The organism is Citrobacter sp. BIDMC107, from assembly GCF_001037575.1.
Lineage (GTDB): Bacteria > Pseudomonadota > Gammaproteobacteria > Enterobacterales > Enterobacteriaceae > Citrobacter > Citrobacter freundii.
The window spans coordinates 2,881,140-2,896,827 of sequence record NZ_KQ089848.1 but is presented as its reverse complement, the minus strand read 5'-3'; the positions used below and the strand labels follow the sequence as shown (position 1 = coordinate 2,896,827).

Sequence of the window (15,688 nt, the reverse complement as noted above, 5' to 3'; positions counted from 1 at the left end):
AATATGAATAAAAAATCACTGAATAGCAACCACAAATCACCGGTTGAGGAAATTAGCCAGCAGCTGATGCCCCTGTTCGCTGAGAATGCTCTCCGGGTGAAACTGCACCCCTTCCATATCCCACTCCCGGTGGCGAATACCCATGATCTCCTGTGTTTCACTCCAGGCGGTCACCTCAAAGCAGTCAGGAAGGGTTTCGGGAGCGACCACCAGAGAATGGTAGCGCGTTACCGTTAATGGATTGGCGAGCCCCTGAAAAACGCCCTGCCCGTTATGCGTAATCGGCGACGTTTTACCATGCATCACTTTCGCCGCCCGAACCACGGTCGCGCCAAAGGCCTGCGCCATCGCCTGGTGCCCCAGACAAACGCCCAGCAGTGGGATCTTCCCTGAGAAATAGCGAATAACCTCCAGCGAAATACCGGCGTCATCCGGCGTACAGGGTCCCGGGGAAATGACGATTTTTTGCGGGCTCAGCGCGTCAATTTGCGCCAGCGTCAGCTCGTCGTTGCGCCTGACAAGGACATCAGCCCCCAGTTCGCAGAAGTATTGGTACAGGTTCCAGGTGAAAGAATCATAGTTATCGATAAGCAGGATCATGGCGGCTCCGGTACATAAGAACCGCGCTATTCTACTCAGTTTCCGGTGCTTCGCTTACCACTTTACGAAATATCGCCCGCAGTGCAGACAGGTCACCCATCGCCCCGCTCTGATTAGCCTGATTCCACTCCTCAACCGGAATGCCATCCCAGCTCAGCACATACCCTGCATGAATCGCTAACTGTTCGAAGAAAATACGCTGCGCCAGACCGCTACCAATGCGAAACGGATGCAGCACATTGATTTCGCAATAATAGTGCGCAAGACGATCGACAAACTTGTCTTCCGGTAATCCCACCAGCCAGGACTCATCTTCCAGGTCCTGCATCAGTGCATTGCCCTCTTTCTCGATATAGGCGAAATGGCAAAAGCGAGTATCGCCCTGGTAAATATCGACTTCGCGCAGGTGTCCCGCCCAGTCAAAAATATCTCGATACAGCTGGCGATGAATGGCGCACAGGTGCGGTAAGCCTCGTTTAAGCGGCCCCAATTCGATAGTCGCCGCACGCAGCGCCGTCAGTTCATAAGCCGCCTGCGCCAAACGCTGCGCCTGATGAATCCCCAGACGGTTACGCATGACATTCAGGCCAGGATATAAATACGGGTCGCGACCATCACCGAATTTATCGCTCATAGTGCCTCCTCAGCTCTTCAAGACGCGCCAGAGCGTCTTCAGCACTCAGAGTAACCCGTAGAATATCTACGCCTTCCAGCCGTCGGCTGGCCTGGAAATTGGCGTTTCGCCGCTGTTCCCACAGCCTGGACTTTTGTTTATCGGTGAGTTTTTTCACGTGACCTCCCTGAATGAGCCGACACTTGCCACAAGTATAAGCAGCAATTTCGGGTTACGCAGAGAGAGGGGTGAACGCGGGCAAGAACTACCCGCGCTAGATGCGATTACGGCAGAACTTTAGCAGAAAGGATAACAATCGGTTTTGACGGAACATTCTGGTATGGACCGACATCATGGGTCTGTACCTGAGAGATCTTATCCGCGACATCCATACCTTTCACAACTTTTCCGAAGACAGCATAGCCAAAGTCGCGCTGGCCGTGATCGAGGAAAGCGTTGTCTGCAATGTTGATAAAGAACTGGCTGGTCGCGCTGTCTTTATCCGCTGTACGTGCCATAGCAATCGTGCCGCGGGTGTTACGCAGTCCGTTATCGGCTTCATTCTTGATTGGCGGGTTAGGTTTCTTCTGCTGCATCTGCTCGGTAAAACCGCCACCCTGCACCATGAAGCCAGGGATCACACGGTGGAACGTAGTGTTGTTATAGAAACCGCTGTTGACATAATCGACAAAGTTTTGCACTGAAACCGGGGCTTTCTGACTGTTCAGCTCCAGCTCAATGTTACCAGCAGAGGTTGTCAGCAGAACATGAGGGTCACCTTTTGCTGCCAGTGCTGCGGGAGAGAGAGCAGAAAGAGCGAGAACAGCTGCAACAGCCGCCAGAGTCGATTTGAGCATGAGAATTCCTTAACAAGAGCAGAAATGAAGCAAGTGAATTGATTCTAAAGAGCCTTCAAGGACAAGGCCATCCCTTTACCTAATTTTACGTACTTGAAACAAATGTAACCTTACTGCCGCATGGATAAATGTGATTTAGATCACATACAAAAATGTAATAAACAAACTCATTACCAATAAATATTTAAATACATCACAAAAGCGCCTAAAATCTGCCCGCTCACGGCGCAGTCAATGCGCCTTACACTTCTATACAGGCCAGTCATGACTAACAGCAATCGCATCAAGCTCACATGGATTAGCTTTCTCTCCTACGCCCTGACAGGTGCGTTGGTAATTGTCACCGGGATGGTGATGGGAAACATCGCAGATTACTTCCATTTGCCCGTTTCCAGCATGAGTAACACCTTCACCTTCCTGAATGCCGGCATTCTGATCTCTATCTTTCTGAATGCATGGTTAATGGAAATCGTGCCCCTGAAAACCCAGTTGCGCTTCGGCTTTATCCTGATGGTACTGGCAGTCGCCGGACTGATGCTCAGCCATAGCCTGGCCTTGTTCTCTGCCGCCATGTTTGTATTGGGTCTTGTGAGCGGTATAACCATGTCGATTGGTACGTTCCTGGTAACTCAAATGTACGAAGGTCGCCAGCGCGGTTCCCGCCTGCTGTTTACTGACTCCTTCTTCAGCATGGCCGGTATGATTTTCCCGATGGTTGCCGCGTTCCTGTTAGCGCGCAGCATCGAATGGTATTGGGTCTATGCCTGCATCGGCCTGGTATACGTCGCTATTTTCCTGCTGACCTTTGGTTGTGAATTTCCGGCACTGGGTAAACACGCTCAGCAGTCAGACGCGCCGGTAGTAAAAGAAAAATGGGGGATTGGCGTGCTGTTTCTGGCGATCGCCGCGCTGTGCTACATCCTCGGTCAGTTGGGCTTTATCTCCTGGGTTCCGGAATACGCCAAAAGCCTGGGTATGAGCCTGAACGACGCAGGTAAACTGGTCAGCGACTTCTGGATGTCTTACATGGTTGGCATGTGGGCGTTTAGCTTCATTCTGCGCTTCTTCGATTTGCAACGCATCCTGACCGTACTGGCGGGTCTGGCCACCGTACTGATGTATCTGTTTATCACGGGTACGCCGGAACATATGCCGTGGTTCATTCTGACGCTGGGCTTCTTCTCCAGCGCGATTTATACCACCATCATTACCCTTGGCTCCCAGCAGACGAAGGTCGCCTCACCCAAACTGGTTAACTTCGTTCTGACCTGCGGCACCATTGGTACTATGCTCACCTTCGTGGTAACCGGCCCTATTGTGGCACATAGCGGCCCGCAGGCGGCATTGCAGACGGCTAACGGCTTGTATGCGGTTGTATTCGTAATGTGCTTTATTCTTGGCTTCGTCACGCGTCATCGCCAGCATAACGCGCCAGCAACGCATTAATCTCAGTGCTGGGGGCGCTTCGCTAGCCCGGTCTACACACTGCCGGATGGTATCCACATCATCCGGCATATTTTCGCCTCCTCTCTTCTTTCACTGGTCATGTAGGCCAATTCTTACAAAAACCCCTTAATTTGTACGCTATTTATACAAACACGAAAACTCAAATAATTCCGTCACTTATAAAAATGCTGACAAATCAGTTATATACCTCTTAAGGAGTATATAAGGGCGAATTTGATTTGCATCAATAAGTGTGGTTGCTGAATCGTTAAGGTAGGCAGTAATAGAAAAGAAATCGAGGCAAAAATGAGCAAAGTCAGACTCGCTATTATCGGTAATGGTATGGTCGGCCATCGCTTTATTGAGGATCTTCTTGATAAATCCGACGCTGCCAATTTTGATATTACCGTCTTCTGTGAAGAACCCCGCAAAGCATACGACCGCGTACACCTGTCTTCCTACTTCTCCCACCACACCGCCGAAGAGCTTTCTCTGGTGCGTGAAGGATTCTACGAGAAGCATGGCGTTAAGGTGTTAGTGGGCGAGCGCGCAATTACCATTAACCGCCAGGAGAAAGTAATCCACTCCAGCGCAGGTCGTACGGTTTACTACGATAAGCTAATCATGGCGACGGGCTCTTACCCGTGGATCCCACCGATTAAAGGTTCGGAAACCCAGGACTGCTTCGTTTACCGCACCATCGAAGACCTCAACGCGATTGAGTCTTGCGCGCGCCGTAGCAAACGCGGTGCCGTGGTAGGCGGTGGCCTGCTGGGCCTGGAAGCCGCTGGTGCGCTGAAAAGCCTCGGCGTTGAAACCCACGTGATTGAATTCGCCCCAATGCTGATGGCTGAACAGCTGGATCATATGGGTGGCGAGCAGTTACGTCGCAAAATTGAAAGCATGGGCGTGCGTGTGCACACCAGCAAAAACACTAAAGAGATCGTTCAGGAAGGCACCGAAGCGCGCAAAACCATGCGTTTTGCCGACGGTAGCGAACTGGAAGTCGATTTCATCGTCTTCTCTACCGGTATTCGTCCACGCGACAAACTGGCTACCCAGTGCGGCCTTGACGTCGCGCCACGCGGCGGTATCGTCATTAACGACACCTGCCAGACTTCTGACCCGGACATCTATGCCATCGGCGAATGCGCAAGCTGGAACAACCGCGTGTATGGTCTGGTCGCTCCTGGCTACAAAATGGCGCAGGTTGCCGTTGACCATATTCTCGAAACTGAAAACGCCTTTGAAGGTGCGGACCTGAGCGCCAAGCTGAAGCTGCTCGGCGTTGACGTCGGCGGTATTGGTGACGCGCATGCTCGCACGCCGGGTGCACGTAGCTATGTCTATCTCGACGAAAGCAAAGAAGTCTACAAACGCCTGATCGTTAGCGAAGATAACAAAACCCTGCTCGGCGCGGTTCTGGTTGGCGACACCAGCGATTACGGCAATCTGCTGCAGTTGGTGCTGAACGCCATTGAACTGCCGGAAAATCCAGATTCACTGATTCTGCCAGCACACGCGGGCAGCGGTAAGCCATCTATCGGTGTCGATAAACTGCCGGACAGCGCGCAGATTTGCTCCTGCTTTGACGTCACCAAAGGCATGCTGGTTGCCGCTATCAACAAAGGCTGCCATACCGTTGCGGCGCTGAAAGCGGAAACCAAAGCCGGTACCGGATGTGGCGGGTGTATCCCGCTGGTAACGCAGGTCCTGAACGCCGAACTGGCGAAACAGGGTATCGAAGTTAACAACAACCTGTGCGAACACTTCCCGTACTCACGTCAGGAACTGTTCCACCTGATCCGCGTAGAAGGCATTAAAACTTTCGAAGAGTTGCTGGCTAAACACGGTAAAGGTTACGGCTGCGAAGTGTGTAAACCTACCGTGGGTTCCCTGCTGGCATCCTGCTGGAATGAGTACATCCTCAAACCACAGCACACGCCGCTGCAGGACACCAACGACAACTTCCTGGCCAATATCCAAAAAGACGGTACTTACTCCGTGATCCCGCGCTCTGCGGGCGGTGAAATTACCCCTGAAGGCCTGGTGGCCGTGGGCCGTATCGCGCGTGAGTTTAACCTGTACACCAAAATTACCGGTTCTCAGCGTATCGGTCTGTTCGGCGCGCAGAAAGATGACCTGCCGGAAATCTGGCGTCAGCTGATTGAAGCGGGTTTTGAAACCGGCCACGCGTATGCCAAAGCGCTGCGTATGGCGAAAACCTGCGTAGGTAGCACCTGGTGTCGTTACGGCGTCGGCGATAGCGTCGGCTTCGGCGTGGAGCTGGAAAATCGCTACAAAGGCATTCGTACCCCGCACAAAATGAAATTCGGCGTCTCCGGTTGTACCCGCGAATGTGCGGAAGCTCAGGGCAAAGACGTGGGTATCATCGCCACTGAGAAAGGCTGGAACCTGTACGTTTGCGGTAACGGCGGGATGAAACCTCGCCATGCAGACCTGCTGGCAGCAGATATCGATCGCGAAACTCTGCTCAAGTACCTTGATCGTTTCATGATGTTCTACATCCGTACCGCCGACAAACTGACCCGTACCGCACCGTGGTTAGACAATCTGGAAGGCGGCATCGAGTATCTGAAGTCCGTCATCATCGACGACAAGCTGGGCCTGAACCAGCATCTTGAAGAAGAGATGGCCCGTCTGCGTGAAGCGGTGGTCTGCGAGTGGACAGAAACCGTTAACACTCCATCCGCGCAGGTTCGCTTCAAACACTTTATCAACAGCGATAAACGCGATCCGAATGTCCAGGTTGTGCCTGAACGTGAACAACATCGTCCGGCCACGCCTTATGAGCGTATCCCGGTGACTCTGGTGGAGGAAAACGCATGAGCCAGTGGAAAAACATCTGCAAAATCGATGACATTCTGCCTGCAACAGGCGTCTGCGCCCTGTTAGGTAACGAGCAGGTTGCGATTTTCCGCCCGTATCACAGCGACCAGGTGTTTGCGATCAGCAACATCGACCCGTTCTTTGAGTCCAGCGTGCTTTCTCGTGGGCTGATTGCTGAACATCAGGGCGAATTGTGGGTTGCCAGCCCGCTGAAAAAACAGCGTTTTCGTTTAAGCGACGGACTGTGCATGGAAGACGAACAGTTCTCCGTGAAACATTACGAAGCGCGAGTGAAAGACGGCACGGTGCAACTGCGCGGTTAATAAATTTTTGGGAGGCGCAACGCCTCCCCTTTTTTGACGTATTTGTAGGTCTTTTATTGGTAGGCCTGATAAGCGTAGCGCCATCAGGCAATTGCAAAAGCACATTGCCGGATGGCGGCATAAATGCCTTATCCGGCCTACGGTTACGATTTCTTTTTATTTTTGTACTTCAAGGATAATCAACACATGTTCACAGACACTATCAATAAGTGTGCGGCTAACGCTGCGCGCATCGCACGCCTGTCGGCAAATAACCCGCTCGGGTTCTGGGTCAGTTCGGCAATGGCAGGGGCCTACGTTGGCCTCGGCATCATCCTTATTTTTACCCTTGGTAACCTGCTCGACCCGTCCGTACGTCCGCTGGTGATGGGTGCAACCTTTGGTATCGCCTTAACGCTGGTTATTATTGCCGGTTCAGAACTGTTTACCGGTCACACCATGTTCCTGACGCTCGGCGTCAAAGCGGGCACCATCAGCCACGGCCAAATGTGGGCTATCCTGCCGCAAACCTGGCTGGGAAATCTGGTCGGATCCGTGTTTGTCGCCCTGCTTTATAGCTGGGGAGGCGGCAGTCTGCTGCCGGTCGATACCAGCATCGTCCATTCGGTCGCGCTGGCGAAAACCACCGCGCCTGCAACGGTGCTGTTCTTTAAAGGCGCACTGTGTAACTGGTTGGTTTGTCTGGCAATATGGATGGCAATCCGTACCGAAGGCGCGGCAAAATTCCTCGCTATCTGGTGGTGTCTGCTGGCGTTTATCGCTTCCGGCTACGAGCACTCGGTGGCCAACATGACGCTGTTTGCCCTCTCCTGGTTCGGTCATCACAGCGAAGCTTATACCCTGTCAGGAATTGGTCATAACCTGCTGTGGGTGACACTCGGTAATACTTTGTCCGGTGTCGTATTCATGGGATTAGGTTATTGGTATGCTACGCCAAAATCGGAGCGTCCGGCTCCGGCAAAAATCAACCAGCCAGAGGCGGCTGCTAATAATTAATTAAGGGGTAATGTCGTGGACCATTTGCCTATATTTTGTCAACTACGTGACCGCGACTGCTTGATCGTCGGCGGTGGTGATGTCGCAGAACGCAAAGCGCGGTTACTGCTGGAAGCGGGCGCCCGTTTAACGGTTAATGCACTGGCGTTTATTCCGCAGTTCAAAGTATGGGCAGATGAAGGCATGCTGACGCTGGTTGAGGGACCGTTCGATGAGTCCCTGCTCAACACCTGCTGGCTGGCTATTGCCGCCACCGATGACGATGCCGTCAACCAAAGCGTCAGCACCGCCGCGGAGTCACGTCGTATCTTCTGCAACGTGGTCGACGCGCCAAAAGCAGCCAGTTTTATCATGCCCTCCATTATCGACCGCTCGCCGCTGATGGTGGCGGTCTCCTCCGGCGGGACATCGCCGGTGCTTGCCCGTCTGCTGCGTGAAAGGCTTGAATCCGTACTGCCTCAGCATTTGGGCCAGGTCGCACAATATGCCGGCAAGTTGCGCTCCCGGGTGAAGAAACAGTTTGCCAGCATGGGTGAACGTCGCCGCTTCTGGGAAAAATTGTTCGTGAATGACCGCCTGGCGCAGTCGCTGGCGAACAATGACCTAAAAGCCGTCGAGGAAACCACCGAGCAAATGCTCAGCGAACCGCTGGATCACCGTGGTGAAGTGGTACTGGTTGGCGCCGGTCCTGGCGATGCCGGCCTGCTGACGCTGAAAGGGCTACAGCAGATCCAGCAAGCGGATGTCGTGGTTTATGACCGCCTGGTTTCCGACGACATCATGAACCTTGTACGCCGCGATGCAGACCGAGTGTTCGTCGGCAAACGTGCGGGCTATCACTGCGTACCGCAGGAAGAGATCAATCAGATCCTGCTGCGTGAAGCACAACAGGGCAAGCGCGTGGTACGACTGAAAGGTGGCGACCCGTTCATCTTTGGCCGTGGTGGCGAAGAGCTGGAAACGCTGTGCCATGCCGGTATTCCATTCTCTGTAGTGCCTGGTATTACCGCAGCCTCTGGTTGTTCTGCCTATTCCGGCATTCCACTGACCCATCGTGATTACGCTCAGAGCGTGCGTCTGGTTACCGGACACCTGAAAACCGGCGGTGAGCTGGATTGGGAAAACCTGGCGGCCGAGAAACAGACGCTGGTGTTCTACATGGGACTGAATCAGGCAGCCACCATCCAGGAAAAACTGATTGAGTTTGGCATGCAGCCTGATATGACCGTCGCGCTGGTAGAAAACGGGACTTCCGTGAAGCAACGCGTCGTCAACGGGGTTCTGACGCAGCTCGGCGAGCTGGCACAGCAGGTTGAAAGTCCGGCGCTGATTATCGTCGGTCGCGTGGTTGGACTACGCGATAAGCTGAACTGGTTCTCGAATCATTAATTGAATGCTAATAAATGCCCTGATATTCAGGGCATTTATTTATGATTCACAAAAGTTAATATTTAATCTAAATAAAATATCATCCATAGCATTCATCAATTTATTAAAAATAGATACATTTCATAGCATTTTAATTCATAAAAAATATAATTTATCCTAACATTATCATGTCCTTATTCGGACTATTTAAAATCTTCCTTAGTTGATATCTTAATCGCCGAGAAATGGATTTCATCCATTTAATAAATAGATATTTTACAAGGATTTTATCATGTTTAAATTTGCAAAAATCACCATCGTGGCAGGTGTACTGGCTACGCTGACCGCATGTACTGGTCATATTGAAAACACAAAAAACAACTGTAGCTACGATTATTTATTCCATCCGGCGATTTCAATTTCTAAAATTATTGGTGGCTGCGGCCCGGCTGCAAATCAATAATATACGCGATTGCGCAGATACAAAAAAACCGGGAATTTCCCGGTTTTTGCATTTATAGATTAGCTACTCATTCACACATCATCGCGCTCACGCTCTCGCGCAAAATACGCAGCACCGTTTCTTCTCCACTTCGGTTAGGATTAATGCGAATCGCATAATCACCCAGCAACGGATTAGCTTCGCGAAACGTCCCCGAAAGGCGATAGAACAGCGGAGGGATCTCATACTTCGACTCAGCTCCCACCGGGTATGGCAGCGCACCTCTTTTTTGTGCCTCTTCCAGCACACCAGCGGCAATTGGATGGTGAAACTCCACGATCAGCACCTTCGACTGGGCATTAGCAATAACCGCTTTTTTCACCTCAGGTATCGCTCCACTATCGAGCAGATTCAGCAGACGCTCAGAAACGCCAGCCTGCACCGCATGCATCACCGGAGCGAAAACCAGACCACGCAACACCTCGAGCGCCTGCGCTCCCTGGATCTGGCTGCCGCCGGAATAGAGGGTGTTACGGATTTTAGCGATGACCTCTGCCTTGCCGACAACCGCCCCTACGCCTTCCGGGCCGAAGAGCTTAAAGCAGGAAAAGGTGGACAGCATCGCCCCACACTCGCAGCCGATACCCTCTACTTTCATCACCGCGTAGTTATCATCGGTTAATGTCGGTACGCCGCATTGTGTTATTTCCGCCAACACATCCGCTAAAACGTAATGGTCCTGCGGTTGCTGCCGCGTATGCTGTACCAACGCGGCATCAGGGCGATACTGCGTAATAGCCCGCATGATTGCCGAGGGGCTGTTGAAATCAGCCCTGACCAGGGTGATGCCCATCTGCTCGATGATCACCAGTGTTGTAGGATACACAGGTGCGTCGTGTACCAGCAGCCGCTGCCCGGGTTTGAGCAGTGCGGCCAGCCCGGCGCGAATAGCCCCGGTGCCAGCACCCTGAACCAGCACGGCGGCTTCAGCATGAAACGCCTCGGCCAGCACCTTTTCCACACGCTGCGTGACCCGGGGCTGATTCAGCCCCGGGGCCAGCCCCAAATCGCCACCGGCCAGAAAGTCAGCGCCAGGAAAGTGACGGCAGAGCGTATCCACCAGCGCAAACTGCTTTTGTTGTGCTTGCGCGAGCGTAAGACTTTGCAGAGGGAACGTCTTCATGTTTTACGCCTCCTCAGGCCGGAACAAACAGACCAAACCAGTAGAGAATATTCAGCACAATACCCGTAATCATCACCGCCACGACCGGGGCCGCCATCTTCTGCACCGGACGCCCTATCGATTCGTTAAGGAAGTAAATCGCTACCGCAATCGAGAAGCCGGTGTAGCCCGCCATCTTGATGGCGGCAAAAATCGAGCCTATCAGCAGCGCCATTTCCATCAGCATATTCATCGCATTACGAATATTGTCCGATGCGTTACGCACTGACGGATAACGCCCCAGCCATTTGCCAATTGAGCGCAGCAGCAGCACTTCCGCTGAAATCACGATAGCGCCAAGGATTGCCGCTATCCACGGGTTCGGAGCCAGATAACCTACGGAATAAACAAAGGTGAAGCCCGCTACCGCGTACACACCGGTTGCCAGCGCGGTGGTGGCAATCAACGGCACAAAACCCAACCCACGCATAAATTCCGCCAGCGCCGCCTGGTTAATCAGCGTCTGCGATTGCTCAGGCGTAATCCCCGCTGAATAGGCTTTTTCCAGCGTAAAAATTGAGACCTCGCTACCAGCAAAAATTTTCATACTGGCAACGGCGGCAATCAGCGCGCCTACAATGGCAATATACGGCAGGTTTTTAATAATCCGTGAGGTTCGTTCTTCAAAGACCGATAGCCCACTGGCATCCATCTCCTCATCACCGCGATGGCGAATATCATGCGTAATGGCGATCGCCAACAGCATCATCATCCCCACAAAAATCTCAATCGATTCCGGGTTCAGATGCGGGAAGTAACGCACCACCACCACGCGGGTCATCAGTACCACTACTGCCGCGATAATGCTGTGTTTCCAGCCAAACTGGTAGAAAATCGCCACCAGCGGGAAGAGTGCGAATGCGGAAACCACCGGAGAACTCAGCTCACCGAGGCTGCCCAGTACATCAACCGGCAGCGCCGTGAGCAAATGGTTCACCGGCAGCAGGCAGGTCAGAATCAATACGCCCCAGATAGCGCCCAGACCGAACGCCAACAGGCTGTTCATTGCCAGCACGCCGAGAATATCCGTCGGCAGGAACAGCAGCCAGGCGTTGAGCAAGCCGGTTTTCAGGGTAAAGGAGATCCCCACCGACGCGACAAAGCCGATACTCAGACCAAACGCGATACTCCCCGCCTCCCGGCGGTTCATGTACCCCTCGATCAGCTGCGGCAGAATCGGGCGGATGCCGTCATGAAAGACGGCCGCCGAGCGGTGTGCCAGAAGTGACGTCATGCCGGTCAGGCAGGCCACCACCACAATCTGAATATACAGATCCATAGTCATGCCTTTTATTTCAGGTGGTTAACCAGCATCGGAATCGCATGTTCAACATGTTCGACGGAGAGACCAAACGCCACTTTCCCTTCCGCAACCATTTTTGCGATATGTTCGTCTTTCGCCTTAATACCCGGCCTGGCGATAGTGCAACTCTTGTTGTAGCCAATCACCGCGATGGCAATCGACAGTGCTGCACCCGCGCCGGTGTTACAAGCGCCGATGTAGTAATCCAGTTGTCCGGATTTCACCTTCATCGCCGCTTCCATATCGTTATGAATGGAGACTTCAAAGCAGCCCGGTGCTGCGGTTTCGATGGTTTTTTTAATCTGCTCACGCTGTAAGCCAGCAACGCCAATCTTTTTCATGATTCTGTCCTTATTGGAAAAATTTTGAGGGGTTATCACGTAACATCGTGTCCACATCGGCCTGACTGAATCCTGACTGGCGCAGCTGTGGGATAAAGGTGGTTAACAGATAGTCGTAGCCATTGCCGCCATTGGCTTTTAAATGCGAGCGGCGGGTAATGTCCATAGAGAGCATGACGTGGCTAAGCAGTCCGCAATCGCGTATCGCGTGCAGCATGGCGATGCGTTTCTCGTCCGGGTAATAGTTGTTTTTTCCGATGGTATCGAATTGCACATACGCGCCGAGCTCGATCATGCGTAAGATATTGTCGAGATTATCTTTCAGGTCGCAGTGACCAACGGTTACGCGGGAAAGGTCGACGCCGTGCGCCTGTAGCAACACCAGCTGTTCCACTCCCATCGTGCTAAAAGAGGTATGGGTTGAGATGGGGCGTCCGGTTTCGATGTGTGCCCGTGCCGCGGCGATAAACACCTTCTCTTCAAGCGGCGTAATCACGCCTTCACTAGAGCCAATTTCCGCGATAATTCCGGCCTTCAATTCAGTACCATCAATACCGATGACTATCTCATCGACCATCTCCTGCGCGAGCTGTTCCACGCTGTGCGCCGCAACATGTTCAGGGAAGAACGCATCCTGGTAATAGCCTGTGCAGGCCACGACGTTGATTCCGGTATCGCGCATCAGGTCGAGCATGAATTGCGGATTACGTCCCATATAGCGGTTGGTCATCTCAATAATGTTGCTGACGCCTGACGCCCGGAGATCCTTCATTTCCTGACAAATGAGATCGTACTGATCTAACCGGCAGTCGAGGTTATTCTTAAATCCGGAGAGATCGATATGCAGATGTTCGTGGACCCAGGTGTAGCCCGTCGGATCAAAGTTCATAAGGTGTCTCCTGTAAGGCGCAATGCCGAGAGAAAAGAACAGCCGTTTTGTGGCGCCGCCGCGCCGAAAAATTCACACACCGTAGCGCCAACATCGGATAACGTCGCCCGGATGCCTAATTGCGCAGGCTCAAGCCCCTGTTGATACACCAATACCGGCACAACTTCCCGGGTATGGTGGCTGTGCCCTATGGTCGGATCGTTGCCGTGATCGGCCATGACCACCAGACAGTCATTTGGCTCCATAGCGGTCAGAAGGCGTGAAAGATTAAGATCAACAAGCTGCAGCCGTTCGGCATAACGTGCGACGTCTTCAGCGTGTCCGGCGAGATCGGTTTCCTGAATGTTGGTACAGATAAATACCGTCGACTCCGCGTTAAATTCGTTAAGCGTGATATCCATAATCTGCTGGCTATCTACCAGGTTTTGCCAGCTGCGCCCGTGCGGATTGCCAACGATGTCCGCCACTTTACCGACCAGCACGGTAGGGATTCCGGCGTCATGCAGTTTTTGCGGTACCTGTACCTGCTCATCTACGCCAAAGCCCATATGCCTGACCTGAAAACCGCTTTCATACGCGCCGGAGCGTGGGGCATTAATGCCGACAAAGCGCCCTTCCATCGTTTCGGCGGCATCCAGAATGCGCTGGCTGTTCGCAAGCTGGCCGCCAAAGGTTATGACGCGCCCGACCTGAACCTGTTCACGCACTACGCGGCCAATCTTTAGCACCTCATCAAACGCAATGGCGGACAGGTTGGCAGTGACGTTGTAGACCTGACCTAAATCCGCTTCGAGGTTATCGCCCACTGCAACCGCATCGTTGACCCACAGAAACGCCAGCTCACCACCGCGACGTTCCACCTGCCAGCCCGCGACTTTCAGCGCTTGCTCAATGCGATCAATGACGTCGCTAAATGGCATCCGCAGCGGTGCCTGAGGCCGCGTGCCTAAAATTTCCTGATGGCCCATAAAGGTATCTCCCCCTTCATGCTGCAGCTCCGCAACGCCCCAGACTGCCGATTCCGAAGGTTTCATCACGCCCGGCGCAAAGCCCAGAGCGTTAATCAGCCCCAACTTCTCAAGCGTTGGCAGCCGTAAATGCGGGAGTTCGCCCAGGATATGACCACAGGTATTCGCTCCGGCATCCTGCGGCCTGACCCGCGTGACGTCTTTCATTGCGCCAACGCCAAAACTGTCGATTACCAACACCACAAATCGGGCCATTAGTCCTCCAGAATATTGCCGAGACTGTCGTATCGCGCGACGATTTCAGCTACGCCGCGCTGAATGCCCGACACCAGCACCACGTCGCTACGCGTCACGAAGATCTGGGTGCGAAAACAGAAGATCACCACGCTGCTCACCGGAAACTCACCGGCCACAGGCAGGTAGTAGTCAATGCTGCTGTCGTCCACGGGTTTTAGTTTCGCGGCTATAGGCGCGTCATTTTCTGGCGTAAAGACCAGCGCATTTTGCGCATGGCCGCGACGATAATAGCCCCCGCCGTAGCAATAACTGTCTCCGCGAAAATTGTGCGATATCTCGCTCAACCACAGCATCGCAATGCGTTCCGGCTGGTCGCCTTTTTGATTGGAAGGAATGGTGCCGGTCAACGCATGACCCGGCTCCGCATGGGTGACGCCATATTCCGCCAGCAGGGGGAGTGACGAACAGCTACTGGCTGACGGCGCATTAAGCTGCTCAATGGCAATCCCGGCCTCAACCAACTGACGTCGGGCATTTACCAGCGTATGCAGATTAGGCGTCGGCATCGTCTGCGCGGAGTTTTCATCCCATAACAGGCAGGGGAAATGGGTGAGGCCGCTCAGGCGCAGGCCCGGCAGCCTGCGGATTTCATTGACCACATCCGTCAGATACATCAGCGGAAATCCGCTTTCCTGCCCCGGGTAGAGAAAATCATCTTTGTCGTACACCTTCAGCATCACGTTCTGTTCACAGCCGGCCTTCACCGCAGCAGCGGAAACTTCGCGCGCTTTCTCCAGTGAGAACAATGTGATGACTTCAGTACCTTGCGCTACAGCCTCATTGACCAGCCGCGACGGGATCTGCACCAGATGTCCCTGATGCGCAACCGGCAACCCGGCACGGCGCATGACGCGACTCTCCTTGTAATCGACAACCACGATGCCTTCATAGCCAAGCTGCAACAGTTTCTCCGCCAGCCACGGGTTACGTCCAACCTGTTTGGTCATCAGATACAGCGAGATACCATGTTGCCCCGCGACATCCAGCAGACGTTTGCCATTCTCAATGACCTGGTCAACATCAATGACCCAACTGTCAGGGGCGATCTTTCCCTGCTGCCATAACGCGATAGCGGCGGAGATTAGCGCGGGGTTCTGGCGTTTCAATGCGTCTATAAACATTTCTCTGCCTCGTTTCTAATCCTTCAGTTAAATATTCATTTTTTTGAATATT

16 protein-coding genes are annotated in these 15,688 nt (G+C 53.2%); 6 read left to right on the top strand and 10 right to left on the bottom strand.

The genetic code is table 11. The features are described from left to right. Nucleotides 1–36 precede the first annotated feature (36 nt). The 4 genes from pabA to ppiA form a co-directional block, all read right to left on the bottom strand. The gene (pabA, locus tag SK39_RS13420) at nt 37–600 is read right to left on the bottom strand and encodes an aminodeoxychorismate synthase component 2 (protein WP_003837945.1); all 564 of its coding nucleotides are present in this window, start codon (nt 598–600) and stop codon (nt 37–39) included. Nucleotides 601–631: 31 nt separating this feature from the next. Next, nucleotides 632–1,234: a putative adenosine monophosphate-protein transferase Fic gene (locus tag SK39_RS13415; RefSeq protein ID WP_003023599.1), complete on the bottom strand. Its 603-nt coding sequence runs from the start codon at nt 1,232–1,234 to the stop codon at nt 632–634. Next, nucleotides 1,224–1,391, bottom strand: coding sequence for a YhfG family protein (locus tag SK39_RS25925; RefSeq protein ID WP_003023597.1), 168 nt, complete (start codon nt 1,389–1,391; stop codon nt 1,224–1,226). The genes SK39_RS13415 and SK39_RS25925 overlap by 11 nt, the downstream gene beginning before the upstream one ends. A gap of 106 nt (nt 1,392–1,497) precedes the next feature. Further along, nucleotides 1,498–2,070, bottom strand: coding sequence for a peptidylprolyl isomerase A (gene ppiA, locus SK39_RS13410; protein ID WP_003023595.1), 573 nt, complete (start codon nt 2,068–2,070; stop codon nt 1,498–1,500). A 264-nt stretch (nt 2,071–2,334) separates the two neighbouring features. Here ppiA and tsgA point away from each other — a divergent pair, with 264 nt between their 5' ends. The 6 genes from tsgA to SK39_RS25920 all read left to right on the top strand — a co-directional run bounded on the left by tsgA (nt 2,335) and on the right by SK39_RS25920 (nt 9,516). Further along, the gene (gene tsgA, locus SK39_RS13405; protein ID WP_003023593.1) at nt 2,335–3,516 is read left to right on the top strand and encodes an MFS transporter TsgA; all 1,182 of its coding nucleotides are present in this window, start codon (nt 2,335–2,337) and stop codon (nt 3,514–3,516) included. 306 nt (nt 3,517–3,822) lie between these two features. After that, nucleotides 3,823–6,366, top strand: coding sequence for an NADPH-nitrite reductase large subunit (nirB, locus tag SK39_RS13400; RefSeq protein ID WP_003023592.1), 2,544 nt, complete (start codon nt 3,823–3,825; stop codon nt 6,364–6,366). Continuing rightward, on the top strand, nt 6,363–6,689 hold the full coding sequence (gene nirD / locus SK39_RS13395) for a nitrite reductase small subunit NirD (RefSeq protein ID WP_003023590.1): 327 nt from the start codon (nt 6,363–6,365) through the stop codon (nt 6,687–6,689). Before nirB ends, nirD begins: the two co-directional genes overlap by 4 nt. Before the next feature lie 186 nt (nt 6,690–6,875). Continuing rightward, nucleotides 6,876–7,685, top strand: a complete 810-nt coding sequence (nirC, locus tag SK39_RS13390) for a nitrite transporter NirC (protein WP_003023587.1) — start codon at nt 6,876–6,878, stop codon at nt 7,683–7,685. A 15-nt stretch (nt 7,686–7,700) separates the two neighbouring features. Beyond that, nucleotides 7,701–9,074, top strand: a complete 1,374-nt coding sequence (cysG, locus tag SK39_RS13385; protein ID WP_016151091.1) for a siroheme synthase CysG — start codon at nt 7,701–7,703, stop codon at nt 9,072–9,074. 271 nt (nt 9,075–9,345) lie between these two features. Next, nucleotides 9,346–9,516, top strand: a complete 171-nt coding sequence (locus tag SK39_RS25920; protein ID WP_003837939.1) for a YhfL family protein — start codon at nt 9,346–9,348, stop codon at nt 9,514–9,516. A 67-nt stretch (nt 9,517–9,583) separates the two neighbouring features. On the opposite strand, the gene SK39_RS13375 is transcribed toward SK39_RS25920, so the two are convergent. Genes SK39_RS13375 through SK39_RS13350 form a run of 6 tightly spaced genes read right to left on the bottom strand, consistent with a single transcriptional unit; the run spans nt 9,584 to nt 15,636 of the window. Further along, nucleotides 9,584–10,678, bottom strand: a complete 1,095-nt coding sequence (locus SK39_RS13375) for an aminotransferase class I/II-fold pyridoxal phosphate-dependent enzyme (protein WP_048217087.1) — start codon at nt 10,676–10,678, stop codon at nt 9,584–9,586. 13 nt (nt 10,679–10,691) lie between these two features. Continuing rightward, nucleotides 10,692–11,996, bottom strand: coding sequence for a YhfT family protein (locus SK39_RS13370; protein ID WP_046671293.1), 1,305 nt, complete (start codon nt 11,994–11,996; stop codon nt 10,692–10,694). Nucleotides 11,997–12,007: 11 nt separating this feature from the next. Then, nucleotides 12,008–12,361: a DUF2620 domain-containing protein gene (locus SK39_RS13365; protein WP_047408212.1), complete on the bottom strand. Its 354-nt coding sequence runs from the start codon at nt 12,359–12,361 to the stop codon at nt 12,008–12,010. 10 nt (nt 12,362–12,371) lie between these two features. Continuing rightward, a complete protein-coding gene (locus tag SK39_RS13360) occupies nt 12,372–13,250 on the bottom strand; it encodes a phosphotriesterase-related protein (RefSeq protein WP_003023575.1) in 879 nt (292 codons plus the stop codon). Beyond that, on the bottom strand, nt 13,247–14,473 hold the full coding sequence (locus tag SK39_RS13355) for a phosphopentomutase (RefSeq protein ID WP_048217086.1): 1,227 nt from the start codon (nt 14,471–14,473) through the stop codon (nt 13,247–13,249). The genes SK39_RS13360 and SK39_RS13355 overlap by 4 nt, the downstream gene beginning before the upstream one ends. Continuing rightward, the gene (locus tag SK39_RS13350) at nt 14,473–15,636 is read right to left on the bottom strand and encodes a YhfX family PLP-dependent enzyme (protein ID WP_048217085.1); all 1,164 of its coding nucleotides are present in this window, start codon (nt 15,634–15,636) and stop codon (nt 14,473–14,475) included. Before SK39_RS13350 ends, SK39_RS13355 begins: the two co-directional genes overlap by 1 nt. Nucleotides 15,637–15,688 lie beyond the last annotated feature (52 nt).

What these genes read in the sequence shown, in the direction of transcription:
- SK39_RS13370 (WP_046671293.1), bottom strand. Translation starts at nt 11,996, where the DNA reads ATGGATCTGTATATTCAGATTGTGGTGGTGGCCTGCCTGACCGGCATG.
- SK39_RS13375 (WP_048217087.1), bottom strand. Translation starts at nt 10,678, where the DNA reads ATGAAGACGTTCCCTCTGCAAAGTCTTACGCTCGCGCAAGCACAACAA.
- SK39_RS13415 (WP_003023599.1), bottom strand. Translation starts at nt 1,234, where the DNA reads ATGAGCGATAAATTCGGTGATGGTCGCGACCCGTATTTATATCCTGGC.
- ppiA (WP_003023595.1), bottom strand. Translation starts at nt 2,070, where the DNA reads ATGCTCAAATCGACTCTGGCGGCTGTTGCAGCTGTTCTCGCTCTTTCT.
- SK39_RS13360 (WP_003023575.1), bottom strand. Translation starts at nt 13,250, where the DNA reads ATGAACTTTGATCCGACGGGCTACACCTGGGTCCACGAACATCTGCAT.
- tsgA (WP_003023593.1), top strand. Translation starts at nt 2,335, where the DNA reads ATGACTAACAGCAATCGCATCAAGCTCACATGGATTAGCTTTCTCTCC.
- pabA (WP_003837945.1), bottom strand. Translation starts at nt 600, where the DNA reads ATGATCCTGCTTATCGATAACTATGATTCTTTCACCTGGAACCTGTAC.
- nirC (WP_003023587.1), top strand. Translation starts at nt 6,876, where the DNA reads ATGTTCACAGACACTATCAATAAGTGTGCGGCTAACGCTGCGCGCATC.
- SK39_RS13350 (WP_048217085.1), bottom strand. Translation starts at nt 15,636, where the DNA reads ATGTTTATAGACGCATTGAAACGCCAGAACCCCGCGCTAATCTCCGCC.
- SK39_RS13355 (WP_048217086.1), bottom strand. Translation starts at nt 14,473, where the DNA reads ATGGCCCGATTTGTGGTGTTGGTAATCGACAGTTTTGGCGTTGGCGCA.
- SK39_RS25920 (WP_003837939.1), top strand. Translation starts at nt 9,346, where the DNA reads ATGTTTAAATTTGCAAAAATCACCATCGTGGCAGGTGTACTGGCTACG.
- nirB (WP_003023592.1), top strand. Translation starts at nt 3,823, where the DNA reads ATGAGCAAAGTCAGACTCGCTATTATCGGTAATGGTATGGTCGGCCAT.
- SK39_RS13365 (WP_047408212.1), bottom strand. Translation starts at nt 12,361, where the DNA reads ATGAAAAAGATTGGCGTTGCTGGCTTACAGCGTGAGCAGATTAAAAAA.
- nirD (WP_003023590.1), top strand. Translation starts at nt 6,363, where the DNA reads ATGAGCCAGTGGAAAAACATCTGCAAAATCGATGACATTCTGCCTGCA.